Raw genomic sequence first — 24590 nt, 5'->3', positions numbered from 1 at the left:
AATAACTGGTGGGTTCAGACGCTGCCGACGTCAGGTCTTCGGCAACGTGACGCCGTGCTGACCTTGATACTTGCCGCCGCGATCCGCGTACGACGTTTCACAAATCTCGTCGCTTTCGAAAAACAGCACCTGGGCGACGCCTTCGTTCGCGTAGATTTTCGCAGGCAAAGGTGTCGTATTCGAGAACTCGAGCGTGACGTGCCCTTCCCATTCCGGCTCGAACGGCGTCACGTTGACGATGATCCCGCAGCGCGCATACGTCGATTTGCCGAGGCACACGGTCAGCACGCTGCGCGGAATGCGAAAGTACTCGACCGTGCGCGCGAGCGCGAACGAGTTCGGCGGGATGATGCAGACGTCGCCCTTGAAATCGACGAAAGATTTTTCGTCGAAGTTCTTCGGATCGACGATCGTCGAGTTGATGTTGGTGAAGATCTTGAATTCGTCGGCGCAGCGAATGTCGTAGCCGTAGCTCGAGGTGCCGTAGCTGACAATCTTCCGGCCGTCTTTGGAGACGCGAACCTGATCGGGCGCAAACGGCTCGATCATTTTGTGCGACTCGGCCATGCGCCGGATCCACTTGTCAGATTTGATGGTCATAGGTGAACGCTGCTCGACGTGAATGTCAGGTGTGACGAAAAGATAGATGAAAACTGCCGGCGGCGCTGCGGCGCTCAGCCGGCGAAGGCCGCTTATTTTACGCGATCACGGAATCGCTGCCGCCGATGGCGTCATGTGCGCCACCGAGCGGTGGCCTGGCGGCGAAAGCGCGCTCGCCGTTCACTGCTGGCGAATCACGCCGCAGGCGATTGCCGTGCCAGCGCCATGCTGAGGGTACGCGTAGGGATCGGTCGCGTCGCGGTGCAGCAAAACCGCGCGCTGCAGCACCGAGCGGATGCCGTCGAGCGACACGTCCGGCGCGACGATGAAGCCGGTGGCCACGCCGTTCGCGTCCGCATGGATGTTGCCGAGATCGCCCTCGACGCGCGCGCCGGCCTTGAGCCGTTCGGCCGCCGGCGAAAACACCGGACCGGCGCTGGAGCCGTCGGCGGCGTTGCAGTCGCCGCGCTCGTGCACCTGCAGCGCGTGGTCGCTATTGGGCGGCAAGCCGGTGAGATTGTAGGTAACCTGGACGCCGTCCGAGCGCTCGATAAAGGTCACGAGGCCGTGGGCCTGATTGCCCACGGTGGGCAGCAATTGCGCGTCGGCGCGCTTTTCCTGTGGTCTCAGGAAGACGCCACAGCCGCTCAACAGCACACAGCCGGCAGTCAGAACGATGAACGCATGTACCGCGTGCCCGTCGATTCGTTTTCCCATGCGATCCTCTTGTCGGCCTGGCGGCCGCCCCTGCGGCCGCCGAGCCGAACTCGTGAAGTCGACATGATACCGCGAGAGCTCGTGAAAATAGGGATCGAGATCGCCCCTAATCCCTTGCCCGAACGGCCGCTCAGGTGTTCTGCACAACGATGTTCGGAAACTTCGAGCTCATGTCGCGCGCGCGTTCGGCAATATGCACCGCGACCTTGCGCGCGATCGAGCGATAGATCTCCGCGATGCGCCCGTTCGGGTCCGCGGCGACTGTCGGATGGCCCGAGTCGGCCTGCTCGCGGATCGTGATGTCGAGCGGCAGGCTGCCGAGCACGTCGACGCCATACTCCTTGCTCATGCGCTCGGCGCCACCGGCGCCGAAGATGTGCTCCTCGTGGCCGCAGTTCGAACAGATGTGCAGACCCATGTTCTCGACGATGCCGAGGATCGGAATGCCGACCTTTTCGAACATCTTGAGGCCTTTCTTCGCGTCGAGCAGCGCGATGTCCTGCGGCGTCGTGACGATCACGGCGCCCGTGACCGGCACGCGCTGCGCGAGCGTCAGCTGGATGTCACCGGTGCCGGGCGGCATGTCGACGATCAGGTAGTCGAGTTCGTGCCAGTTGGTCTGGCGCAGCAGCTGTTCGAGCGCCGAGGTCGCCATCGGGCCGCGCCACACCATCGGGTTGTCCGCCTCGATCAGGAAGCCTATCGAGTTGGCCTGCACGCCGTGGCCGGTCATCGGGTTCATCGATTTGTCGTCGGGCGACTCGGGGCGGCCCTCGATGCCGAGCATGGTGGGCAGCGACGGGCCGTAGATGTCGGCGTCGAGAATGCCGACCGACGCGCCCTCGCTCGCCAGCGCGAGCGCGAGATTCACGGCGGTCGTGCTCTTGCCGACGCCGCCCTTGCCCGACGCAACCGCGACGATGTTCTTCACACCGGGCAGCAGCTTCACGCCGCGCTGCACCGTGTGCGCAGCGATCTGCTGCGAAACCTCGACGCGCACGTTCGCGACGCCGGGCACCGCGCGCAGCGCGTCGGCGAACTGCTGGCGGATCGTGTCGAACTGGCTTTTCGCCGGATAGCCGAGCGTCACCTGAAGGCTGACCGCGTCGCCCTCCACAACCACGCTGCGGATGCTCTTCGCGGCCGCGTACGGCGCGCCCGTGTTGGGGTCAGTGACGGCCGCGACAGCGGTGTCGACCAAAGCCCGATCGATACTCATTGATACTCCGTGGGGAAGGGGTGCGGCGTGGCGAGATGGACGAATCGCGCACGCGGCGGAATTTGCAAGAAATTGTTATGCGGCATTGCGAAAATCTTACGTGCCGGGCACCCTTCGGGGCACGCGGGACGCCGTAGGGTCGCACCGCTGCGTGTTTCAGGCATTATTGTAGTGTCTGACGGCAGACGGTGCCCGAAGACCCTGCTTCGGTGTAGGACCGAGCGAAGCAAGGCGCAGGAATCGTTCCCGAACCCTTCTGAGTGGTCGCTGCATTGCCGTATGTTCACTGCATAGACTGACCGCTACCCGCTGGTTTATTCGCACTCGAAAGGAAACCAAAATGAATGCAAGAATCATGACTCGCGTGGCCGTATTCGCCGTGGCCGGCTCACTCGTGGCAGGCTGCGCGACCCAACAGGGCACCAACACAGCAGTGGGCACCGGCGTCGGTGCCGGTGCCGGCGCCGCGCTCGGCGCAATCTTCGGCGGCGGCAAGGGCGCGGCGATCGGCGCGGCCACCGGCGCGGCGGTGGGCGGCATCACCGGCTACAACTGGGACAACATCCGCAACCGCATGTCGGGCGCGACCAAGGGCACCGGCACGCAGATCACCGAGCAGCCGGACGGCTCGCTGAAACTGAACATCCCGAGTTCGGTCACGTTCGACACCAGCAGCTACGCGATCAAGCCGACGTTCGCGCCGGTGCTCGACCAGCTCGCGCAGACGCTGCAGCAGAATCCGGAAGTCGTTGCATCGGTCGTTGGCCATACGGACAACACCGGCTCGCTGCAATACAACCAGACGCTGTCGGTCAACCGCGCGCAGAGCGTGACCGGCTATCTGACGCAACGCGGTATTGCGCCGCAGCGCCTGTCGGCCACCGGCATGGGCCCGAACCAGCCGATCGCCGACAACAACACCGAAGCCGGTCGTGCGGAGAACCGTCGCGTCGAGATCTACCTGCGCGCCACCGCCCAGCACGCGACGCAATAAGGGCAAGTCAAAAGGAGAAAGCGCCGCCGGGCCGGCCGGGTGTTGCGGCCACACGAGCCCGGCTGGCGGTCGGAACAAGCCGCCGGACCGGTTTGTCGGCAAATCGAAAAAAAATTTCGAACTCTACGGAAATTCCGCGGTCTCTCTTTACGGTACGTGACTGGCGAAGCCGTCACGTCACCATTCTCCTCTTGTCGTTGTTGCTCCGGGGTTTATCGACCCCGGTTTTTTTTTGCCCGCGCGGTTTTGCATCTCGCTCGCGGGCGTCGCCCCGGTTGTCCCTCACCGCGGCGCCGATCCCCTTCCGCTCCGCTCGTCCAGCCCGCCGCGTCCCAGCCCGCGTGCGGCGTGCGCCCTGCTAAAATCATCGTTTCGTCCCACCGCAGGCACCCCGATCCTTATGTCAGCACCCGCCACCGACCTCCCCGCAGGCGCGCCGTCCGGCCGCCGTCAGATTCTCGTCACGTCGGCCCTTCCGTATGCGAACGGGCAGATTCATATCGGCCATCTGGTCGAATATATCCAGACGGACATCTGGGTCCGGGCGCTGCGAATGCACGGCCACGAGGTCTACTACGTCGGCGCCGACGACACGCACGGCACGCCGGTCATGCTGCGCGCGGAAAAAGAAGGACTGACGCCGAAACAGCTGATCGATCGAGTGTGGCTGGAGCACAAGCGCGACTTCGACAGCTTCGGCATTTCGTTCGACAACTATTACTCGACCGATTCCGACGAAAACCGCGTGCTCAGCGAAAACGTCTACCTCGCGCTGAAGGAAGCGGGGCTGATCGACGCTCGCGAGATCGAACAGGCGTACGACCCGGTCAAGGAAATGTTCCTGCCGGACCGGTTCATCAAGGGCGAGTGCCCGAAATGCGGCGCCAAAGACCAATACGGCGACAGCTGCGAAGTCTGCGGCTCGACCTATCAGCCCACCGAGCTCGTCAATCCGTATTCGGTCGTCTCGGGCGCGACGCCGATCCGCAAGACCTCGACGCACTACTTCTTCCGCCTGTCCGATCCGCGCTGCGAGAACTTCCTGCGCGCATGGGTCGGCGGCCTTGCGCAGCCGGAAGCCACCAACAAGATGCGTGAATGGCTCGGCGACGCCGGCGAAGCCAAGCTCGCCGACTGGGACATCTCGCGCGACGCGCCGTACTTCGGCTTCGAGATTCCGGGCGCACCCGGCAAATATTTCTACGTGTGGCTGGACGCACCGGTGGGTTACTACGCGAGCTTCAAGAACCTCGCCGAAAAGCGCGGCCTCGATTTCGACGCGTGGGTCCGCCAGGGCTCGACGGCCGAGCAATACCACTTCATCGGCAAGGACATCCTGTATTTCCACACGCTGTTCTGGCCAGCGATGCTCGAATTCTCGGGCCATCGCACGCCGACCAACGTGTTCGCGCACGGCTTTCTGACCGTCGACGGCGCGAAGATGTCCAAGTCGCGCGGCACCTTCATCACCGCGCAAAGCGTGATCGACACCGGCCTGAATCCGGAATGGCTGCGCTACTATTTCGCGGCCAAGCTGAACAGCACGATGGAAGACCTCGACCTGAATCTGGACGACTTCCAGGCGCGCGTGAACAGCGATCTGGTCGGCAAGTACGTGAACATCGCGAGCCGCGCGGCCGGCTTCCTGATCAAGCGTTTCGACGGTCGCGTGCAGGACAGCGCGATGCACCATCCGCTGCTCGGCACGCTGCGCGCGGCGCTGCCGCAGATCGCCGCGCACTACGAGGCACGCGAGTACAGCCGCGCGCTGCGTCAAACCATGGAGCTCGCCGACGCGGTCAACGCCTACGTCGATACCGCGAAGCCGTGGGATCAGGCGAAAGATCCGGCCAACGCGGTCGCGCTGCACGAGACCTGCAGCGTCAGCATCGAGGCGTTCCGGCTGCTGTCGCTCGCGCTGAAGCCGGTGCTGCCGAAGCTCGCCGAAGCGGTCGAGGCCTTCCTCGGCATCGAGCCGCTCGTGTGGGCCGACGCCACCGTGCCGCTCAGCTCGGCGCGCCCGATCAACGCGTACAAGCATCTGATGACGCGCGTCGATCCGAAGCAGATCGAGGCGCTGCTCGCGGCCAATCGCGAGTCGCTGCAGGCCACGCCGGAAGCGGCGGCGGCCGAGGCGAAGGCGAAGGCGAAGGCCCACGCCAAGGCCGCCGCCGCCGCGAAGGAAGAAGAGTCCGGCATCATCTCGATCGACGACTTCGCGAAAGTCGATCTGCGTATCGCGAAGATCGTCGACTGCAAGGCGGTGGAAGGCTCGGACAAGCTGTTGCAACTGACGCTCGACGTCGGCGAAGAGAAGACCCGCAACGTGTTCTCGGGCATCAAGTCCGCGTATCAGCCCGAGCAGCTGATCGGCAAGCTGACCGTGATGGTCGCGAACCTCGCGCCGCGCAAGATGAAGTTCGGCATGTCCGAAGGCATGGTGCTGGCGGCCTCGGCCGCGGACGAGAAGGCCGAACCGGGCCTCTACGTGCTCGAGCCGCATAGCGGCGCGAAGCCCGGCATGCGCGTGAAGTAACGCGCGGCGCTTTCGGGCGCCCCGACCCACCTCGCAGCACGCAGATATGACGAAAACGGCACGCTTCCAGGCGTGCCGTTTTTTTATGCTGCCCTCATCACCACGCGATCCGATCGAAGCGCCGCGTGTAGAGCACGTCGGCGCCATAGAACGTGCCGCCATAGACGACCAGCGACCAGTACCGCGTCAGATTGATCGTCGCCTTGATCGCATTGCTGGCCGACTGCAGCCCCTGCTCGTAGCCGATCACGAGCCACTCGTTGATCGCCTTCGACACCATCACGACTTGCGGATCGGTCAGACCGACATCGCTGCGGCCGATCGAAAACTCGTCGAGCCCGACGGTCTGCGCGATCCGCGCGCCCGTCGCACTGCCGAGCAGCGCGAGCGCGGTCGTCATCGTGCTCTGCTGGCCGAGGTTGTTGCCCTGGTCGGTGCCGTGGCCGAACAGCAGCCACGACAGCTTTTCGTTGTCCGGCACGCTCGGTTCCGACACGAGCCGCGCGACCGGCGCCTGCAGCGTGCCGGTAACCTGCACGCCGGCCTCGACCTGCTGGTTGCGGCGCATCGCGAGGATGTTGATGCCCGGATTCGTGACCGGACCGTTGAACGTGAAGAAGCCGTTCTCGATCGTGAGCTTGCGGCCGAATGCGGTGTAGGTCGAACCCGGCGTGACGCGCACGTTGCCGACCGCGCGCAGCGGCGTATTCGGCGCGCTCGTCGCGGTGATCGTACCGGCGAGGCCGAGATCGGCACCCTTGCCGCGGAAGCGGAAGTCGTTGCCGAGGCCGATCTCGATGTTCGCGCGTGGCGCGAACGGGCTCGCCGGCGGCTGGCCGCCTTCGGTCGGACGCGGCCGGCCGCCCGAGCGCGTGCCGTCCGGGCGGATGATCACGACGTCGTCGCCGAGGCTCGGCGCGGCCTGCTCGGGCAAATCGAACAGCGCGCGGTCGACCACGAACTTGCCGTCGATCACAGGGCCGCGCTCCACGCCGCCGTTCGAGATGTTCGCGCTGCCCGACAGCGACAGATGGCGGTCCGGCGACGCGAACACATCGAGCTTGTCCGCGACGATGCTCGCGGTCATGTCGGGCTCCGCGCTGTCGAGGCGCACGCGGCCGGTCGCGCGCAGCGTGCCGCTCGCGCCGTGGAACTCGACCTGCTGGAAGTCCACCGTGTTCTGCGACAGCGCGATGCGCACGACGCCGTCCTTCAGTTGCACGCCCTGGCTCACGACCGTCGCAGACAGACCGTCGCCGGTCAGCGAGCCGGTCACGTTCGGCTTCGCGACCGTGCCGCCGAGCGCGAGTTGCAGCGCGAGACGGCCGTCGAGCAGGTAGCTCGGGCCGAGCAGGCCGCCCGTCGTGCGCAGCGACGGCACGTTCGCGTTGACGTTGCCCGACAGCGCGCTCTGCGGATCGACGGTCAACATGCCGTCGCGCAGCACGAGCGGCGTGTGCGCGTCGGCATCGATCACGCCGATGCGGCTCGCCTGCGCGTGCACCGTCGCGTTGAGCCGGTTGCCGCCGGTGAATTCGGCGCGCGCGCGAATCGCGCCAATGCCCATCGACGCGAGCCCGCGGCCGATTTCGACCGTCACGTCGCCGCTGCGCCGGCGCAGCTCGATGTGGCCGCTGGCCGTCGCGCCGAGCGAGAAGTCCCAGTCGCCGTCGAACACGAGGTCGGTGCGCACGGCGGGCGGTTCGCCGGTGATCTGGCGACGCAGCTCCTGCAAGTGCGCGAGCGACACATCGGTCAGGCTGCCAGTCGACTGGATGCGGCCGTGATCGAACGCGAACGACTTCAGGGCCAGCACCGAGCCTTCAATCGTCAGGCGCGTCGCGCCGAGCGTCAGGTGGCCCGGCCCGGCACTGACCGCGAGCGGTGATTCGAGATTGAGCGCCGGCGTACCGCGATTCTGCAGACGCGTGACGGTGCCGTCCCAGCGCGAGCCGTCGCGCGTGTCGGTCAGCTTGCCGTTAGCGGCGAGCGTCAGGTCAAGCGGACGGTCCTGCAGCTTGCCGGTCGCGGCGGCTTCGAGCGTGTGATTCGCGCGCGTGCCGGACAGGCGGGCGGTCAGCGTGGCGAGGTCCACGCCGCCCGCGCTCACATTGCGCGCGTCGGTCGTGAACGCGAGCGCGCCGTTCGCGCCGTCGCGCAACTCGGCATGGCCTTGTGCGTGGCCGACGCGGTTGCTCGCGAATACGACGCTGTCGGCCTTGTAATTCAGCGTCACGTTCGGATGCGCGAACGAGCCGGTCACGTCGCCGTCAGCGGCGACCGCGCCCGCGAGGCCGAAGCCGAGCCGATCGAGCTGCGGCGCGTCGATGGCGAAGCGCAGCCGGTCGCCGGCCGCGCCGAAGCTGCCTTGCAGATTGACCTGATTGCCCGCTACGGAAAGATTCGCGCGGCTCGGCAGGATTCGCGAGCCGGCCAACTGGATCATGCCGCCGCCCGTCAGCGGCAGATCGTTGTAGACGCTCGGGCCGAGCGTGAATTCGGCGCGCGTCGTGAAGACCGGCGCGAGCACACCGGCCGCGGTGATCGTGGCGGTTACGCGCGCCTCGATCCTGCGCGCGGGTGTGGCCGGGCGCGGGGCCGCGCGCCCGGCTGCGCGATGCGCGGGCGCGGGCGCAGGTGTCCTGCGCTCGAGCACTTCGGTCTGCACCGCCGCCTGCGCGGTGTTCTTCGCGATGGCCGCGGCCTGATCACCGGGCGCCGCGCTCTTCGCGCCAGCGGTGCTGCCCGCGAGCGCCGCGGCCTGCGCTTGCCGCTCGCTCCGCGCGCCGCTCGCGGCTGGCGCGCCGGAACTCGTGACGGGCGTGCGCGCCGGCATCTGCGAGGTCAGCGACAGCGGATCGAAATCGGTCAGTTGCGCCTTCAGGTTGTAGGTCGAGTTCGCATCGTGCTTCAGCGCGCCCGATAGATCGATGCGGCCGCGGCCCGACGTGACGCGCACGTCGTTGAAGCTGATGCGAGCCGGATCGAAGGTGATCTTGCCCTGCGCGCGGAGCGCGGCGGCGGGGTCGGCGAGATCGAGCGTCAGACTTTGGATGTCGTCGTTCAGGCGGATGCCGATCGGGCCGGACAGTTGCGTCGGCCGCACGGTCGCCTGCAATGCGTTCAGGTCTAGCCGCGCGACGTTCAGATCGAGCTGGCCGTGCCGGCCGCTCAGCGTGCCGCCGCCGGTGAGCGTCGCGTTGCGCACGAGCCGCACGTTCAGGTTGGCGATGCTCTGCGTGTGGGCGTCGAGCCGCACGTCGGCGTTCGCGTCGATCAGCGGCAGCAGTTTCTGGTCGATTGCGCCGGGTTTCGCGTTGACGATCGAGATATGGCCGGCGACGGCGAAACCCGCCGCCGGTTCGACCGGCGCGTGATGGCCGCCGAACACGTGGTGCGGATGGCTGGCGGCCGACGGTTCGACCGCGCTGGCCGCGCTGGCAGCGCTCGCTGCGTGGGCTGTGCTGACCGCGCCGGACTCCACCGGCTGCAACTCCGCGCGCACCGCCAGATCGGCCAACGGCGCACCGGGCGCGAAGGCTTGCGGATTCACATGATCGAAGCTCAGCGTCGCGCGCTGCAACGGCACCGCGGCAAACGGCGCCGCTTCGACCCGCGCGTGGCCGGCGAGCTTCATGCCGCTCGCATCGAGCTCGGCGACGAGCTGCTCGAGCGTACCGCTCAAGTGACCGGCCACCTGCACCGCTTCATCGCGGACCTTGCCCGCATAACCGACTTCGCCCGTGAGCGGAAACGGCTGCACGCCATCGAGTTTGGCCGCTGCCGTCAGCGCCCCGAACGGCGTCTCGAGCCGGTCGATCGCGGCCTCGTGATGACGCCCGTCGCTGCGTCCATGAAACGCGAAGCTCGACAGCTCCGTCGTCGACGCGCCCTGGTGCAGCAGCAGCCGCTCGACCCGCACGTCGCGGATCTCCAGCTGCATCGGCAATTGCAGATCTTGCGGCAGTTTCATCGGCTCGTTGCTGCTCGGCGACGACGGGCCCACGCGCGCCTCGATCGTGCCGACGTGCAGGTAATCGATCGTGAACCGCCACGGCTCGCGCGCGAGCGCCCAGCTGCCCGCGACGCGGTCGATCTGGATGTCGGTGCCGTTGCCGTCGAAGCTGCGCCAGCGCACGTCGCGCAGTTGCACGCCCTGCGCGAGCGTGCCGCCGTCGAGCGTGCCGGCGAGCCGGCCGCCCAGCAGCTTCACGGCCGCGTGCCACGCATACGCGGTGCCGCGTTCGGTCGTCAGCGCGCCGTACAACAGGCCAACCGCGAGTACGGCGAGCAGCACCAGCATGATTACCGTGCCCGCGATCGTCTTCAGCAGCAGCCGGCCCCAGCGCCGCTTCGGCGGCGGCGTGTCGGGCGGCAGCTGCCCGTCCGGCGGTCCTGGCGGCGTGGCGCCGGGCGGCTGCGCGGGGGGCGGGTCGGTGACGTCGGTGGTCATGCGCGAATACGATGGCAAATAAGGTGGCGGGATGTCGTCAAACGTCAGAACGCGATGCCGAGCGTGATATACGGCCGCACCCGGTTGTCGCGGATTCCGTAAGCGACATCGAGATTGACCGGGCCGACCGGGCTGCGCCAGCGCGCGCCGACGCCGGCGCCCGGATAGAAAATTTTCTCGCCCCAGGTGTCGGTGGCGGTGCCGATGTCGAAGAACACGGCCCCGCCCCAGTTGCGCGAGAACCAGTGCTGGTATTCGGCCGCGCTCGTCACCAGATATTTGGTCGGCAGGACCGAGCCGGCGACGTTGTTACCGATGCTCTGGAAGCCGTAGCCGCGCACCGAGTTCGAACCGCCCGCGCGGAACAGCAGCGACGCCGGAATGCCGCTCGAGCTGCCGCTCGTGAAGACGCCGCCGAGTTCGGCGCGGATCAGCACGATGTCGTTGTCGCCAATCGGGAAATACTGCTGGCCGCGCGCGTAGCCGCGGATGAACGACTGGTCGGCGAGCACTCCCTTGACCGCGAAGCCCGCCTCGACGTGGATCAGGTTGCCACGGCGCGGGAACAGTGGGTCATCGGTGTCGCGCCGCGTCCACGACCACCCCGGCACCAGCGCGTGCGCGCGGGTCGGCGGCGCGGCATTCTGGTCGAGCTGATCGTCGTAGAACAGCAGCGAATAGCTGTAGTCGAGGAACTGCGACGTGCGCGAGCGCTGCACGCCGCCGCGGATGCTGTAGATGCGCGTGTCGGAGACGTCGGTGGTCGTGTACGACGCGAGCACGCTATTGGTCCAGCCGTGCAGGCCCGGCGGCATCGATAGCTGGACCTGGCCGTACTGCTGCGTCTGGTCGGCGCGGCCCTCGACGGTGAACGGCCACGCCGCGCCGAACGTGTTCAGATACGTGTAGCCGCCCTGCACGAGCGGACCGTTGTCGGTCGAATAGCCTACGCCGCCGCGGAAGCTGTGATACGGAAACTCCGACACCTTCACGTGCACCGGCGTGTCGAGCGGCTTGCTGGGGTCGTTGTCGAGGTCGATCGCCACGCTCGCGAAGTACGGGGTGTTCTGCAGTTGCCGTTGCAGCTCGGCGACGGTGCGCGTGTCGTAGATGTCGCCCGGCGAGATCGGATTGACGTTATGGACGATGCGTTCCGGATAGCGCCTGGTGCCCTGCACGTCGAGCTGGCCCATCGTGAAGGTCGGCCCGCTGTCGTAGATCACCGACAGCTTCGCGGTGTGCGTGCGCGGATCGATCAGCGCCTCGGAGTGGTAGATCTTCGCGGCGAGGTAGCGGCGCGATTGCAGCTCGCGCAGCGACGCGTTCTTCGCGTCGTCCCAGTCGCCCTGCGAGAACGGTTGGCCCTCGTGCAGCGAGAACGCGAAGCGCGTCGCGTTTTCGCGCGACGGGTCTTCGGTCAGCACCGCGCCGCGAAACGACAGATCGACCGACGTGACTTTGGTCTGTGGGCCCGGCTCGACGCGCACGGTGACCTGGCGCATGTTGTCGACTGTGCGCACGTCGGTGCTGACGAGCGGGGAGAAATAGCCCTGCGTCGCGGCGAGATCGCGCACCTGCTGCGGCGTCGCGGTGATCAGGAACGAGAACTGGTCGTCGGTGACGTCGGGGCGCTTCGCGAAACGCGAGATATCGAGGTGCTGTTCGAGCAGCCGGCGCAGCGCGCGCGGCTCGGCGACCACCTCGACCTTGTAGCTCGGCGCCTTGCTCGCCGCGTAGGCCTCGCCCCCGGCGAGCAGCATTATCAGGAGGCCGAAGGCGAGCGACACGCGCAGCCAGCACCGCGCGAGCGCCTCGCGCTCACGCACGCGCCCTCGCGTCTGACCGGTTGCGCCGCGCCACACACGCGGCTTGTCGATCGTACCTCCCGCCAAACAGGACCTCCGGCCTCAATGAGTGAATTCTCTGTCCCGGCCGCGCTGCGCGATCGAGGCATGCTATTTGACCACAATGCGACCCTAATCGGCCCCTATCGTGCCCCAGGCGGCGCCCCGCGCTTCATCTCGAAAATAGACGGCTTGCGGCGATTTTCGACCGCGCGCGGCGCATGCGGTAAAATCGCGGACGACGGCGCCCTCCTCGCGGCACCGCGCAGCGGCCAGACCGAGAGCCGCCACCTTACCCACCACGGACGTCGAGCCATGTATCAATCGGACATCACCCAGTTCCTGAACCAGCTCAAGCAACAGAAGCCCAATCTGGAGGCCGAGCAACGCAAAGGCCGCGCACTGCTGTGGGACAAACAGCCGATCGATCTGGAAGAGCGCGCCGAGCAGAAAGCTTCGCGCGTGCAGCAGACGCCCTACTCGTACTACCAGAACTTCTAAGCGCTCCAGTCACGCCGACGATGAGTCACGCTGACGAGGTGCATGGTCCGCTTCACGGCCCGCTTCACGGCCCAGTTCACGGCCCGATACACGGCCCGGTTCGCGGCCCAGCGCCGGCACCGTCCGACACCGCGCTTGCCACGCCCGCTACCGATTCGACGCCCGACACGGTCGACGGCGTCGCTTTCGCGCGTCTGTACGGCGAGCCGCTGTTCAAGCTGCCGAACGACCTGTACATCCCGCCGGACGCGCTCGAGGTGTTCCTCGAGACCTTCGAGGGGCCGCTCGACCTGCTGCTGTACCTGATCCGCAAGCAGAACTTCAACGTGCTCGACATCCCGATGGCGGATGTCACGGAGCAATATCTCGGCTACGTCGAGCAACTGCGCAAGACCAATCTCGAACTCGCGTCCGAGTATCTGCTGATGGCCGCGATGCTGATCGAGATCAAGTCGCGCATGCTGCTGCCGGTCAAGAAGGCCGACACCGGCGAGGAAGCCGAAGACCCACGCGCCGAACTGGTGCGCCGCCTGCTCGAATACGAGCAGATCAAGCTCGCCGCGCAACGCATCGACCAATTGCCGCAGCTCGGGCGCGATTTCCTGCGCGCCGAGGTCTATATCGAGCAGAGCGTCACGCCGCGTTTTCCAGACGTGAACAGCGACGACCTGCGCGCCGCGTGGGCCGACGTGATCAAGCGTGCGAAGCTGGTCCAGCATCACAAGATTTCGCGCGAGGAACTGTCGGTGCGCGAGCACATGAGCCTGATCCTGCGGCAGTTGCAGAACGCGCGCTTCATCGAGTTTTCCGATCTGTTCGACACGAGCCGCGGTGTGCCGGTGGTCGTCGTGAACTTCATCGCCGTGCTCGAGCTGTGCCGTGAATCACTCGTCGAAATCACTCAGGCGGAGCCGTTCGCGCCGATTTACGTGCGACTGGCGTATCTGCCGGCCTGAGTGCGAAAGACAGCCGCTTAACGGTCGGATCGGGGCCGCAACCGCGGGAAACTCGTTACGAAGCGTCGCAGCGAAGCCTGGCGGCCCTCAGCGGGAACTGCGCGGCAAGCGCGCGGCGCGCCGCTCGAAAGTGCCGCCGCGATTCGGTGCGCCCGCTGCCCAAATCCACTACAATCCGCGCTCCGAACCCGTCATTTGCCGGCGAGGCGATGACCCGCGCTATTCCGCCAGGTGTCGCGCCAACCGGATCGCGCGCCGCGCGAGCCTATCCCTGTCCGATCATGAAAGTCATCAGCTCGATCCATGAATTGCGCGACCAGTTGCGCGGCCAGAATCGCACGGCCTTTGTACCGACGATGGGCAACCTCCACGAGGGCCATCTGTCGCTGATGCGCCTCGCGCGCCAGCACGGCGACCCGGTCGTGGCGAGCATTTTCGTCAATCGCCTGCAATTCGGCCCGAACGAGGATTTCGACAAATATCCGCGCACGCTCGAAGCCGACATCGAAAAGCTGCAGAAGGAAGGCGTCTACGTGCTGTTCGCGCCGACCGAAAAGGACATGTATCCGGAGCCGCAGGAGTATCGCGTCCATCCGCCGCACGATCTCGGCGACATCCTCGAGGGTGAATTCCGCCCCGGCTTCTTCCACGGCGTCTGTACCGTGGTGATGAAGCTGATGTCGTGCGTACAGCCGCGCGTCGCGGTGTTCGGCAAGAAGGATTATCAGCAGCTGATGATCGTGCGCCAGATGTGCCACCAATTCGCGCTGCCGACCGACATCGTCGCCGCCGAAACCGTGCGCGACACCGACGGCCTCGCGCTCAGCTCGCGCAACCGCTACCTTTCGGCCGCCGAGCGCGCCGAGGCGCCGATGCTGGCCGCCGAACTCAATCGGGTGCGCGACGCGGTGCTCGCTGGCGAGCGCGACTTCGCGAAGCTCGAGGAGTCGGCCAAAGCGACGCTCGCGGCGCGCGGCTGGAATCCCGATTACATCGCGATCCGCAAGCGCTCGAACCTGATCGCGCCCGGCGCGCAGGACGCCAACGCACCGCTCGTCGTGCTGGCCGCCGCGAAGCTCGGCGCGACCCGGCTCATCGACAACCTCGAAATCTGACGCCGCACCCGCCCGCGCAAACACAGTTACACTGCGCAGTCACACAGGATTGGATTGATCATGCAACGCAATATGCTGAAGTCGAAGATTCACCGCGTCGCGGTCACGCACTGCGAGCTCCACTACGAGGGCTCGTGCGCGATCGACGAAGACCTGCTGGAAGCGGCGAACATCGTCGAAAACGAGCGCATCGACATCTGGAACATCAACAACGGCGAGCGCTTCTCGACCTACGCAATCAAGGGTGAGCGCGGCAGCGGCATGATTTCGCTGAACGGCTCGGCCGCGCGTCGCGCGCAGCTCGGCGATCTGGTCATCATCGCGGCGTTCGCGGTGGTCGACGAGGCGGAGCTGAAGGCGGGCTGGAAGCCGGACCTCGTGTTCGTCGATGAAAACAACAAGATCAAGGGCAGCCGCGACCACGTGCCCACGCAGGCCTGGAGCTGAGCGAGGCATCAGCTCGATGCTTCACTGATGGCGGGCAGCCCCCCGCCTCAGCCCTTCTTTCCCGTGCCGTTCGTCCACTCGACGATCGGCTGCCACTGCTCGAGATCCTTCTCCACGCGACTTTTCGCGACATCCCACAGAGTCAGGCCGTGCGCCGCGAGCTGCACGTAGTTCTGCGTATCGCGCAGAAAGCCGAGCACCGGCAGCTTCAAGCCCTCGACGAAGCGATGCAGCTGCTCGGCCGAGCGCGTGCGTGCATCGACGCGCATGCCCACCACGCCGATCTCGATCGCGCCCTTCCTGACCGCCTTTTCCTTCGCGAGCCGCTCGAGAAATTCCTGGGTCGCGAGAATATCGAACATCGACGGCTGGAGCGGCACGATCACCTTGTCGGCGAGATCGAGCGCAATGTTCATGCGATTGCCATGCAGGCCGGCCGGCGTGTCGACGACCGCGTGCTCGAGGCCTTTCGGCGGCTTGGCCGGCGTGTCGGGATTGACCTCCCAGGTTTCGATGGTCGGCAGCGTGGAGGGCCGCAATTCGAGCCACGCATGCGCGGAGTGCTGCTTGTCGAGGTCGGCCAGCGCGACCCATTCGCCCTCCGCGGCGAAATAGCCGGCCAGATTGGTCGATAGCGTGCTCTTGCCCACGCCGCCCTTCGGATTCGCCACCACGATCACCGACATGAAATCTCCCGGAAAGAAGGCTGGACCGCTGCCAGCCGGTTTGCCGCGCTATTGCTCCGTACCCGCCGATCCGCTGTGACCGGCGCCGGCGGGCTCCATGAACGCTGCCGTTCGAAGTTTGGCTTCCAGGTACGCCCACCGGTTCAGCCGTTGATAATATCGACAAATCCCGCGCGGCCGAAACCCCCGCATCGCGAATCGGCCGCCGCAAACCGCCGTTTTTATCGACAAGGACCTGAAATCTCATGAGCAAACTGCGCCCGGAATACACCGTCGAACGCCTGCAGGAACGCCAGAAGGGCACGCTGCCGGACCTGCTGGGCCTGCGCGTGCTGACCGTGGACCAGGGCACGCTGATCGCCGAACTGACCGTGCGCGAGGAACTGCTCGCGCCGAACGGCTTCCTGCACGCGGCCACCGTGATCGGCCTCGCCGACACCGCCTGCGGCTACGCGTGCATCGCGCATCTGCCCGAAAATTCGCGCAATTTCACGACGGTCGAGCTGAAGAGCAACTTCCTCGGCACCGCGACGCAGGGCACGATCCGCGCGGTCGCGAAGAGTGTGCACCTTGGGCGCAGCACGCAGGTCTGGGACGCGACGGTCACTGGTCCCGATGGTAAGACCATCGCACTGTTTCGTTGCACGCAGATGGTGTTGTACTAAGCGACCCGCCCGCGCAGCAATGGCTTTCGATCCGATCGAAAAGGTCAGCGCAAAGCGTCACCCGAGCGCCGCGAACAGCCCGCGCATATCGACGTGCTCGGCGAGCGTATCAGCCAGCCGCTCCAGCGACGCCTCGCGCAAAGCCGGATAGTCCACCGCTTCGGCGTCGCTCAACCCCGCCCACGCGAGCAGCGCCGCGCACGCGGCCGGCGTGTCGAACAGGCCATGCACATAGGTCGCGAGAATCTGGCCGTCGGAGGACAATGCGCCATCGGGACGGCCGAAGTCCGCGCCGCCCTCGCGCGGACCAGCACGGTCGAGTCGCAGCGCCGGCGTATCCAATGCCGGTCCGCGCGTCTCCCCCATATGAATCTCGTAGCCGGCGACGTCCGGTGCGCCGGGCAGCGCGAGGCGTCCAGTCACGTTCTTCAGCGTCTTGTCGCGCGTGAGCACCGTCGCATAGTCGAGCCAGCCAAAGCCCGCAAAGGTGCCGGGCGCGCCTTCGACGCCATGCGGATCGGCGATCTCTCGTCCCAGCATCTGCATGCCGCCGCAAATGCCGATCACCCGGCCGCCATAGCGCAGATGCCGCGCGAGCACGTCGCCCCAGCCCTGCGCGCGCAGAAACGCGAGGTCGTCCGGCACGTTCTTCGAGCCCGGCAGGATGATCAGATCGGCGGCCGGCGGCGGCGTACCCGCGCGCACATAGTGAAAATCGACCTGCGGATGCGCGCGCAATGCGTCGAAGTCAGTGTGGTTGCTGATGTGCGGCAGCACCGGCACGACCACGCGCAGCAGCCGGCGCGATTCCCCGCTCGCCGCCGCGCGCAGCTCGGGCGGCAGCATGTCCTCGGCGTCGAGCGTCAGGCCATGCAGATACGGCACGACCCCGAGCACCGGCTTGCCGGTCTTCGCTTCCAGCCAGTCGAGCCCGGGCTTCAACAAACCGATGTCGCCGCGAAAGCGGTTGATGATGAAACCGCGCACCCGCGCCTGCTCGCTGTCGGACAGACAGGCGAGCGTGCCGGTCAGGTGCGCGAATACGCCGCCGCGGTCGATGTCGGCGACCAGCACGACCGGGCAATCGACCGCCTCGGCGAAACCCATGTTCGCGATGTCGCGCTCGCGCAGATTGATCTCGGCCGGACTGCCCGCGCCTTCGACGAAAATCGTGTCGTACGCCGCGCGCACCCGCGCATACGACTCCAGCACCGCCTCGAACGCGACCGGCTTGTAGTCGTGATACGCGCGCGCGTCGAGATTGATGCGCGCCTTGCCGTGAATGATCACCTGCGCGCCGCGATCGCTGGTCGGCTTCAGCAGCACCGGGTTCAGATCGGTGTGCGCGTCGATGCCCGCGGCGAGCGCCTGCAATGCCTGTGCGCGGCCGATCTCGCCGCCGTCGACGGTGACCGCGCTGTTCAGCGCCATGTTCTGCGGCTTGAACGGCGCGACCCGCGCGCCCGCACGCCGCGCGAGGCGGCACAGTCCCGCGACCAGCGTGCTCTTGCCCGCGTCGGACGTGGTGCCCTGGATCATCAGCGTGCCGCGAGGCACGGGCAGGGTGTCGGAGGAAATGGGCATTCGGATCACGGCGGTGCAGGTGGAAGGTGGACAGTGGCGTTGCAATGGAATCGAGCGGCATTATCCCATCGCGCCGGTACAATCAGAGGATGACTCCCCGCGACCTCACCTTCGTCCTCGGCGGCGCCCGCTCGGGCAAGAGCGCGCATGCCGAGCGGCTCGCCAGCGACAGCGCCCTCCCCGTCACCTACATCGCCACCGCCCGCGTCACCGACGACGCCGAATTCAACGCGCGCATCGCGCATCATCGCGCGCGGCGGCCCGCCCATTGGGGGCTCGTCGAAGCGGACGACGATCTCGCGGGCGCGCTCGCGCAACACGACGCGCCGGGCCAGTGTCTGCTGATCGATTGCCTGACGCTGTGGCTCGCCAACCTGCTGTGTCCCGCCGACGGCGCCGCGCCGCCGCTGTCGCATTACTACGAGCAGGCCTCCGCGTTCGAAGCGGCGCTCGCCGGCGCGCGGGGCAAGATCATCGTCGTCAGCAACGAGATCGGGCTCGGCGTCGTGCCGCTTGGCGAAGCTACCCGCCTTTACGTCGACGAACTCGGCCGCCTCAATCAGCGCATCGCCGCACTGAGCAGCGCAGCCACGCTGATGGTCGCGGGACTGCCGCTCGCGCTGAAATGCGCGAGCCGCTCGTAATGCCGCCGCTGACGATGCCGCTGATCGCGACGCTCGCGGTCGCGGGCATCGCCGTCGATCGCTGGTTCGGCGAGCCGAGCAGCCGGCATCCGCTGGTCGGCTTCGGTAACTGGGCCGCGCGCATCGAGGCGCGCTTCAATCACGACCGGCGTCTGCGGCTCAAGGGGCTGCTCGCGTGGGCGCTCGCGGTGCTGCCGCCGGTGCTGATCGCGTGGTGGCTGGTCGCCGTGCTGCCGTTGTTCGCGGCCTGCGCGCTGCATGTCGCGCTGCTGTGGTTCGCGCTCGGCGCGCGCAGCCTGCGCGATCACATCGCGCCGATCTCGCGGGCGCTCGGCCAACACGATCTCGCCACCGCACGGGAGCTGACCGCGCGGATCGTGTCGCGCGACACCAGTCAGTCCGACGAGGCCGCGCTCGCGCGCGCCGCGGTCGAATCGGCGCTCGAAAACGGCAACGACGCGATCTTCGGCGCGCTGTTCTGGTTCGCGCTCGCGGGCGGGCCTGGCGCGCTCGGCTTTCGCCTCGCCAATACGCTCGACGCGATGTGGGGTTATCGCACGCCGCGCTTTCTGCGCTTCGGCTGGGCCGCCGCGCGCATCGACGACGTGCTGAACTGGATTCCCGCGCGGCTGACCGCCACCAGCTACGCGCTGCTCGGCGACACGCTGACCGCATGGCGCTGCTGGCGCGAGCAGGCGCCACGCTGGGACAGCCCGAACGCGGGACCGGTGATGGCGGCCGGCGCAGGCAGCCTCAACGTGCTGATCGGCGGGCCGGCCGTGTATCACGGCACGCTCGAGCATCGGCCGACGCTGGGCTTCGGGCATCGCGCCGAGGCGCGTCATGTGGGCGCCGCGTTGATGCTGGTCGAACGCACGGTGATTCTGTGGCTGGCCGTACTGATCGTGCTGGCCTTGTTGAGCGTGCCGTTTCATGGCTGAGCGAAACGACACGCGTAGCGATGGGATGAGCGCATGACCGACCGGACACAAGCCCGCGAACACGCCGCAGTCGATCCGATCGCACACGGCGGCAACCTGCACGAAGCGGCGGCGCGCTACGGCATTCCGTACGCACAGTGGCTCGATCTGTCCACCGGCATCAATCCGCACGGCTATCCGGTGCCGCCGTTGCCCGCCGACGCGTGGCGTCGTTTGCCCGACGAAGGCGACGGCTTCGCCGAGCGGGCCGCGCGCTACTACGGCGCACCCGATGCCGCGCATGTGCTGCCGGTGGCCGGCAGCCAGGCGGCGATTCGCGCGCTGCCCGCGTTGCTGCCGCGCGCGACGCTCGGCATCGCGCCGCTGACCTACGGCGAGTACGGGCCCGCGTTCGCGCGCGCCGGACACGAGGTCATGCCGCTCGACGTGCATCGCGACACGCTGCCCGCCGCGCTCACGCATGTCGTGATCGTCAATCCCAACAATCCGACGGCTACGCATCTGGATGCCGCGCGGCTGCTGCACTGGCATGCGCAGCTGCGCGAACGGGGCGGCACGCTGCTGGTCGACGAGGCGTTCGCCGATACGCTGCCGGCCGCGCGCGTCGCTTCGCTGGCGGCGCATACGCAGCGGGACGGGCTCGTCGTGTTGCGCTCGCCCGGCAAGTTCTTCGGGCTCGCGGGTGTGCGCGCCGGCTTCGTACTGGGCGCGCCCGCCTTGCTCGCCGCGTTGCGCGACAGATTGGGCGCGTGGACGGTCAGCGGTCCCGCGCGTCATGCGGTAAGCGCCGCGTTCGCCGATGCCGCGTGGCAAACGCGGATGCGCGAGCGGCTGATCGGCGAAAGCGCACGGCTTGCCGGGCTGTTGCACGCGCACGGTTTCGCGACTCGCGGCACGCCGCTTTTCGCATGGACCGACGATGCGCGCGCCGCCGCATTGCATGAAGCGCTCGCGCGGCGCGGCGTGTGGACGCGTCTTTTTCCGCCATCGCCCCGGGTGCCATCGGCCAGCGTGCGCTTCGGGCTGCCGGGCGATGAGGCCGAATGGACCCGCTTCGAACAACTGCTTCAACAGGCGGTTGATTCGATCGATACCGCGCGCTCGGGTTAGCGCACCGTCCTTCGCACCCCAGCCGTTCAACGCTTCGTGATCCGCCCTCGCCCGATGACCCGCTTCACTCGCTCCGCTCGCTTTGCCGCGCCCGCGCGCCACTTCATCCATTGGTTCAGCGCCGCAGCGCTCGCTCTAACTGCGCTGAGCGCGCACGCCGCGATCACCGTCACCGACGACAGCGGCGCGACCGTCACGCTCGCCGCGCCCGCGCAGCGCGTGATCAGCCTCGCCCCGCACGTGACCGAATTGGTGTACGCCGCGGGCGGCGGCCCGAAGATGGTCGGCGCGGTGTCGTACAGCGACTATCCGCCCGAAGCGAAACAACTGCCACGCGTCGGCGACAACAAGGCGCTCGACCTCGAACGCATCGTCGCGCTGAAACCGGATCTGATCGTCGTGTGGCGGCATGGCAATGCGCAGCGTCAGCTCGAGCGCTTGCGCGAGCTGCACGTGCCGCTCTTTTTCAGCGAGCCGCGCCGTCTCGACGATATCGCCGTGTCGCTGACGAAGCTCGGCCGGCTGCTCGGCACCTCGACGAGTGCGGACGCGGCGGCGGCCGCCTATCGCGACGACATCGGCCGCCTGCGCGCGCGGTATGCGAATCGCCCCGTAGTCAGCGTGTTTTATCAGGTATGGGAGCGGCCGCTGATGACGCTCAACGGCGAGCACATGATCAGCGACGTGATCACGCTATGCGGCGGCCGCAACGTGTTCGCGGACTTGCAGCCGCTCGTGCCGACCGTATCGACCGAAGCGGTGCTCGCGGCGAATCCGCAGGCGATCGTCACGGCGGCGCCCGGCGCGACGCAGCCCGACACGACGCTGCCGCAACTCGACACGTGGCGCGCGTGGCCGCGTCTCGCGGCCGTCGCGAACGACAACCTGTTTGCGATCGACGGCGATCTGATCAATCGCCCCGCGCCGCGCATCGCTCAAGGCGCGCGGCAACTGTGCGAGGACCTCGAACTGGCGCGCTCGCGCGCAAACAAACCCGCGCCATGACGCGCCGCGGGTCGCGCAAAAAATACGCTCAGTTCTCCGCATGACCACGCGGGTCACGCATTCCATCGCACCAGCGACCACTGCAGCGTCTCGTCGTTACGCCGCAACCAGACGATCCCGGCCATATCGAGCGACCACTGCAGGCAACGCGCGAGCGGCACCTCCAGCACCCACGACGCGATCGCGCGCATCACCCCCGCGTGCGTGACCACGTACGCGGGCGAGAGCTCGCGCGTCAGCGCGAACGCATCGAACCACGCTCGCACACGCGCGACGAATTGCGCGACGCTCTCGCCGCCATGCGCGCGCGCATGCTCGAAATTGGCGGCCCAGTCGTCGAGCTGGGCGCGATCGATCGTATCCCAGCGCTGCGCTTCCCATTCGCCGAAGTCCATCTCCTTCAGACGCTCGTCGTGGCTGACCACGCAGCCGAAGTCGTTGGCGATCTCATTCGCGAGCGCGGCGCAGCGCGTGAGCGGACTCGTGATCAGCACGCGCGGCGCCGGCACCTGCAAGCTCGCGAGCTTGACCGCCAACGCATTGGACGTGACCTCGGCGCTTTCCGCCAACGCGACATCACTATGGCCGTAACAAACCCCCGCCTCGAGCGCGACAGCGGGATGTCGAATCAGGACGATATCCATGCAAGCCCCACCAGATAGATGCTCAATTCGAAGATCTGCTGCGCGAAGCCGAGACAGTCGCCGGTATAGCCGCCGATGCGTCTGACGAAATAACGGCCCATCGCGAAGCGCAGCGCCAACAGCACGACACACGTGAGCGCGGCGAAACGCCAGTCGGGCGCGCCGGGGCCGTTCGGCCACAGCAGCCACGGCAGCCCGAACAGCGCGGCGCACAGCAGCGCCAGCCCGCTCAGACGCTGCGCGACCGGCTTGGCTTTGCCCGCGGCGCGCACATAGTCGAGCGTGGCCAGATAACTGATCGCGCACGCGCGGCTCGCGCCATGCGCCGCAACCATCAGACTTGCGGCGGAAAGCGGTGGCAACGCGGCGAGCGTTTGCCACTTGATCGCCAACGCGATCACGAGCGCGATGGCACCGAAAGCACCGATGCGCGAGTCGTGCATGATGCGCAACGCATCGTCTCGCGTATAGGCGCCACCGAACGCATCGACGCAATCGGCTAGACCGTCCTCGTGGAACGCGCCCGTCACGAGCAGCGACGCGGCCATCGACAGCAGCACCGCGACGCCCGCCGGAAACACGCGCAGCGCGGCCAGATAGACGAGCGCGCTGAAGCCGCCGACCAGCACGCCGACGAGCGCAAAATAGCGCGCCGCCGCGTTCAGATAATGCGGCTCGTAGCCGACCCAGCGCGGCACCGGCACGCGCGTGAAGTAACCGAGCGCCGTGAAGAAATAGCGCAGTTCGGCGAGCGGGTTCATGGACGTCTCGAGCGCATGTTCGCTGCGACGCGGGCCGAGCTTCGCGTTGCCGCGAAGCGTGGGTTCGAGCGCGTCACGGTTCGCGATCCGCGACGCCCGCGGAATCGAAGCTGGCCATCTCGTTGACGAAAGCCGCCGCCGCGCGCAGCAGCGGCACCGCGAGCGCGGCGCCCGTGCCCTCGCCGAGCCGCATGTCGAGCGACAGCAGCGGCTGCGCGCCGAAATGATCGAGCATGCGCCGATGGCCGGCCTCGTTCGACGCATGCGCGAACACGCAGTAGTCGCGCACGTCGGGCGACAGCGCATCGGCGACCAGCAGCGCGGACGTCGCGATGAAACCATCCACGAGGATCGTCATGCGCGCCTCGGCGGCCGCCATAAATGCGCCCGTCATCATCGCGATTTCGAAGCCGCCGAAGGTCGCGAGCACGTCGATCGGCGCGCTGGCGTCGGGATGACGCGCGAGCGCCGCCGCGAGCACGTTGCGCTTCTTCGCGAGCCCGGCATTGTCGAGACCGGTGCCACGGCCGACGCAGTCGTCGATCGGCACGCCGCACAGACGGCTCATCAGACACGCGGCCGCCGACGTGTTCGCGATGCCCATCTCGCCGAAGCCGATCACGTTCGTGCCGAGCGCCGCGTGATGACGCACGCGCGCGGCGCCTGCCTGCATCGCGGCGAGCGTTTCGGCGTGCGTCATCGCGGCTTCGTGCGCGAAGTTGCGCGTGCCGGGCCCGACCGGAATATCGACGAGTCCGTCGGTGGACGGCAGCGGCGTCGCGATGCCCGCGTTGACCACTTCGAGTTCGAGACCGGCGACGCGGCTGAGCGCATTGATCGCCGCGCCGCCCGCGATGAAGTTCGCGACCATCTGCGCGGTCACCGCTTGCGGATACGGGCTCACGCCTTCGGCGGCGATACCGTGATCGCCCGCGAACACGATCATCGCGGGACGCTGCACGCTGGGACGCGTACTGCGCTGGATCAGGCCCATCTGGCGCGCGAGCGTTTCGAGCCGGCCGAGGCTGCCGGGCGGTTTGGTGCGCGTATCGATGATCCGTTGCAGCTCGGCGCGCAGCGTCTGATCGAGCGGCGCGACTTCGGGTAAACCGGCCGGGAGTGGGATGCGAGTCATAGTTGTGATCGAGAAAAGGTATAGGGGATAAAT

The 24590-nt window shown here is 67.2% G+C and carries 21 protein-coding genes; 11 read left to right on the top strand and 10 right to left on the bottom strand.

Annotated elements, in window-relative coordinates:
* Positions 1–30 precede the first annotated feature (30 nt).
* The 3 genes from dcd to apbC all read right to left on the bottom strand — a co-directional run bounded on the left by dcd (position 31) and on the right by apbC (position 2536).
* The gene (gene dcd / locus AB3X96_RS14280) at positions 31–600 is read right to left on the bottom strand and encodes a dCTP deaminase (protein ID WP_176109297.1); all 570 of its coding nucleotides are present in this window, start codon (positions 598–600) and stop codon (positions 31–33) included.
* Between the two features lie 180 nt (positions 601–780).
* Positions 781–1317, bottom strand: a complete 537-nt coding sequence (locus AB3X96_RS14275) for a superoxide dismutase family protein (protein ID WP_176109298.1) — start codon at positions 1315–1317, stop codon at positions 781–783.
* A 130-nt stretch (positions 1318–1447) separates the two neighbouring features.
* Positions 1448–2536, bottom strand: a complete 1089-nt coding sequence (gene apbC / locus AB3X96_RS14270; protein WP_368590251.1) for an iron-sulfur cluster carrier protein ApbC — start codon at positions 2534–2536, stop codon at positions 1448–1450.
* A gap of 340 nt (positions 2537–2876) precedes the next feature.
* Between apbC and AB3X96_RS14265 the strand changes: the two genes are divergently transcribed.
* Both AB3X96_RS14265 and metG read left to right on the top strand, forming a co-directional pair.
* Positions 2877–3530 (top strand): OmpA family protein, encoded by a 654-nt coding sequence (locus AB3X96_RS14265; protein WP_368590250.1) that lies wholly within the window; start codon positions 2877–2879, stop codon positions 3528–3530.
* Between the two features lie 400 nt (positions 3531–3930).
* A complete protein-coding gene (gene metG, locus AB3X96_RS14260; protein ID WP_368590249.1) occupies positions 3931–6066 on the top strand; it encodes a methionine--tRNA ligase in 2136 nt (711 codons plus the stop codon).
* A gap of 97 nt (positions 6067–6163) precedes the next feature.
* On the opposite strand, the gene AB3X96_RS14255 is transcribed toward metG, so the two are convergent.
* Positions 6164–10519, bottom strand: coding sequence for a translocation/assembly module TamB domain-containing protein (locus AB3X96_RS14255; RefSeq protein ID WP_368590248.1), 4356 nt, complete (start codon positions 10517–10519; stop codon positions 6164–6166).
* Between the two features lie 44 nt (positions 10520–10563).
* Positions 10564–12411, bottom strand: a complete 1848-nt coding sequence (locus AB3X96_RS14250) for an autotransporter assembly complex family protein (protein WP_368590247.1) — start codon at positions 12409–12411, stop codon at positions 10564–10566.
* A 267-nt stretch (positions 12412–12678) separates the two neighbouring features.
* On the opposite strand from AB3X96_RS14250, the gene AB3X96_RS14245 reads away from it, so the two are divergent.
* The 4 genes from AB3X96_RS14245 (at position 12679) to panD (ending at position 15382) form a co-directional block, all read left to right on the top strand.
* The gene (locus AB3X96_RS14245; protein ID WP_013088716.1) at positions 12679–12864 is read left to right on the top strand and encodes a DUF3460 family protein; all 186 of its coding nucleotides are present in this window, start codon (positions 12679–12681) and stop codon (positions 12862–12864) included.
* A gap of 20 nt (positions 12865–12884) precedes the next feature.
* On the top strand, positions 12885–13820 hold the full coding sequence (locus AB3X96_RS14240) for a ScpA family protein (RefSeq protein ID WP_217709950.1): 936 nt from the start codon (positions 12885–12887) through the stop codon (positions 13818–13820).
* Between the two features lie 281 nt (positions 13821–14101).
* Positions 14102–14935, top strand: a complete 834-nt coding sequence (panC, locus tag AB3X96_RS14235) for a pantoate--beta-alanine ligase (protein WP_013088714.1) — start codon at positions 14102–14104, stop codon at positions 14933–14935.
* Positions 14936–14995: 60 nt separating this feature from the next.
* Positions 14996–15382: an aspartate 1-decarboxylase gene (gene panD, locus AB3X96_RS14230; RefSeq protein WP_018431692.1), complete on the top strand. Its 387-nt coding sequence runs from the start codon at positions 14996–14998 to the stop codon at positions 15380–15382.
* A gap of 47 nt (positions 15383–15429) precedes the next feature.
* Here panD and AB3X96_RS14225 read toward each other — a convergent pair whose 3' ends face one another.
* Positions 15430–16068: a ParA family protein gene (locus tag AB3X96_RS14225; protein ID WP_368590246.1), complete on the bottom strand. Its 639-nt coding sequence runs from the start codon at positions 16066–16068 to the stop codon at positions 15430–15432.
* Between the two features lie 245 nt (positions 16069–16313).
* Between AB3X96_RS14225 and AB3X96_RS14220 the strand changes: the two genes are divergently transcribed.
* The gene (locus tag AB3X96_RS14220) at positions 16314–16733 is read left to right on the top strand and encodes a PaaI family thioesterase (protein WP_013088711.1); all 420 of its coding nucleotides are present in this window, start codon (positions 16314–16316) and stop codon (positions 16731–16733) included.
* Positions 16734–16790: 57 nt separating this feature from the next.
* Here the strand turns inward: AB3X96_RS14220 and AB3X96_RS14215 are convergent, their stop codons facing one another.
* Positions 16791–18317 carry a cobyric acid synthase gene (locus AB3X96_RS14215; RefSeq protein ID WP_368590245.1) on the bottom strand — a complete coding sequence of 509 codons (1527 nt, stop codon included), beginning with the start codon at positions 18315–18317 and terminating at the stop codon, positions 16791–16793.
* Between the two features lie 89 nt (positions 18318–18406).
* On the opposite strand from AB3X96_RS14215, the gene cobU reads away from it, so the two are divergent.
* The 4 genes from cobU to AB3X96_RS14195 are packed head-to-tail and all read left to right on the top strand — an operon-like array spanning position 18407 to position 22017.
* Positions 18407–18961 carry a bifunctional adenosylcobinamide kinase/adenosylcobinamide-phosphate guanylyltransferase gene (gene cobU / locus AB3X96_RS14210; RefSeq protein WP_368590244.1) on the top strand — a complete coding sequence of 185 codons (555 nt, stop codon included), beginning with the start codon at positions 18407–18409 and terminating at the stop codon, positions 18959–18961.
* Positions 18961–19902 (top strand): adenosylcobinamide-phosphate synthase CbiB, encoded by a 942-nt coding sequence (cbiB, locus tag AB3X96_RS14205; RefSeq protein WP_368590399.1) that lies wholly within the window; start codon positions 18961–18963, stop codon positions 19900–19902. Before cobU ends, cbiB begins: the two co-directional genes overlap by 1 nt.
* Before the next feature lie 33 nt (positions 19903–19935).
* Entirely contained in the window at positions 19936–21012 is a 1077-nt protein-coding gene (cobD, locus tag AB3X96_RS14200; protein WP_368590243.1) for a threonine-phosphate decarboxylase CobD, read from the top strand.
* A 54-nt stretch (positions 21013–21066) separates the two neighbouring features.
* A complete protein-coding gene (locus tag AB3X96_RS14195) occupies positions 21067–22017 on the top strand; it encodes a cobalamin-binding protein (protein WP_368590242.1) in 951 nt (316 codons plus the stop codon).
* 53 nt (positions 22018–22070) lie between these two features.
* Here the strand turns inward: AB3X96_RS14195 and cobC are convergent, their stop codons facing one another.
* From cobC to cobT, 3 genes are all read right to left on the bottom strand, one after another.
* A complete protein-coding gene (cobC, locus tag AB3X96_RS14190) occupies positions 22071–22661 on the bottom strand; it encodes an alpha-ribazole phosphatase (RefSeq protein ID WP_176121149.1) in 591 nt (196 codons plus the stop codon).
* Entirely contained in the window at positions 22646–23422 is a 777-nt protein-coding gene (locus tag AB3X96_RS14185; protein ID WP_368590241.1) for an adenosylcobinamide-GDP ribazoletransferase, read from the bottom strand. The genes cobC and AB3X96_RS14185 overlap by 16 nt, the downstream gene beginning before the upstream one ends.
* A 73-nt stretch (positions 23423–23495) precedes the next feature.
* Positions 23496–24557, bottom strand: coding sequence for a nicotinate-nucleotide--dimethylbenzimidazole phosphoribosyltransferase (gene cobT, locus AB3X96_RS14180; protein ID WP_368590240.1), 1062 nt, complete (start codon positions 24555–24557; stop codon positions 23496–23498).
* Between the last annotated feature and the right edge of the window lie 33 nt (positions 24558–24590).

It is taken from the genome of Paraburkholderia sp. BR13439, from assembly GCF_040948805.1.
GTDB classification, from domain to species: Bacteria; Pseudomonadota; Gammaproteobacteria; order Burkholderiales; family Burkholderiaceae; genus Paraburkholderia; species Paraburkholderia youngii.
This window is presented reverse-complemented; position numbering and strand designations above follow the sequence as displayed.

Coding starts and splice junctions, on each gene's coding strand:
- dcd (WP_176109297.1), bottom strand. CDS start 600: ATGACCATCAAATCTGACAAGTGGATCCGGCGCATGGCCGAGTCGCAC.
- AB3X96_RS14275 (WP_176109298.1), bottom strand. CDS start 1,317: ATGGGAAAACGAATCGACGGGCACGCGGTACATGCGTTCATCGTTCTG.
- apbC (WP_368590251.1), bottom strand. CDS start 2,536: ATGAGTATCGATCGGGCTTTGGTCGACACCGCTGTCGCGGCCGTCACT.
- AB3X96_RS14265 (WP_368590250.1), top strand. CDS start 2,877: ATGAATGCAAGAATCATGACTCGCGTGGCCGTATTCGCCGTGGCCGGC.
- metG (WP_368590249.1), top strand. CDS start 3,931: ATGTCAGCACCCGCCACCGACCTCCCCGCAGGCGCGCCGTCCGGCCGC.
- AB3X96_RS14255 (WP_368590248.1), bottom strand. CDS start 10,519: ATGACCACCGACGTCACCGACCCGCCCCCCGCGCAGCCGCCCGGCGCC.
- AB3X96_RS14245 (WP_013088716.1), top strand. CDS start 12,679: ATGTATCAATCGGACATCACCCAGTTCCTGAACCAGCTCAAGCAACAG.
- AB3X96_RS14240 (WP_217709950.1), top strand. CDS start 12,885: ATGAGTCACGCTGACGAGGTGCATGGTCCGCTTCACGGCCCGCTTCAC.
- panC (WP_013088714.1), top strand. CDS start 14,102: ATGAAAGTCATCAGCTCGATCCATGAATTGCGCGACCAGTTGCGCGGC.
- panD (WP_018431692.1), top strand. CDS start 14,996: ATGCAACGCAATATGCTGAAGTCGAAGATTCACCGCGTCGCGGTCACG.
- AB3X96_RS14225 (WP_368590246.1), bottom strand. CDS start 16,068: ATGTCGGTGATCGTGGTGGCGAATCCGAAGGGCGGCGTGGGCAAGAGC.
- AB3X96_RS14220 (WP_013088711.1), top strand. CDS start 16,314: ATGAGCAAACTGCGCCCGGAATACACCGTCGAACGCCTGCAGGAACGC.
- AB3X96_RS14215 (WP_368590245.1), bottom strand. CDS start 18,317: ATGCCCATTTCCTCCGACACCCTGCCCGTGCCTCGCGGCACGCTGATG.
- cobU (WP_368590244.1), top strand. CDS start 18,407: ATGACTCCCCGCGACCTCACCTTCGTCCTCGGCGGCGCCCGCTCGGGC.
- cbiB (WP_368590399.1), top strand. CDS start 18,961: ATGCCGCCGCTGACGATGCCGCTGATCGCGACGCTCGCGGTCGCGGGC.
- cobD (WP_368590243.1), top strand. CDS start 19,936: ATGACCGACCGGACACAAGCCCGCGAACACGCCGCAGTCGATCCGATC.
- AB3X96_RS14195 (WP_368590242.1), top strand. CDS start 21,067: ATGACCCGCTTCACTCGCTCCGCTCGCTTTGCCGCGCCCGCGCGCCAC.
- cobC (WP_176121149.1), bottom strand. CDS start 22,661: ATGGATATCGTCCTGATTCGACATCCCGCTGTCGCGCTCGAGGCGGGG.
- AB3X96_RS14185 (WP_368590241.1), bottom strand. CDS start 23,422: ATGAACCCGCTCGCCGAACTGCGCTATTTCTTCACGGCGCTCGGTTAC.
- cobT (WP_368590240.1), bottom strand. CDS start 24,557: ATGACTCGCATCCCACTCCCGGCCGGTTTACCCGAAGTCGCGCCGCTC.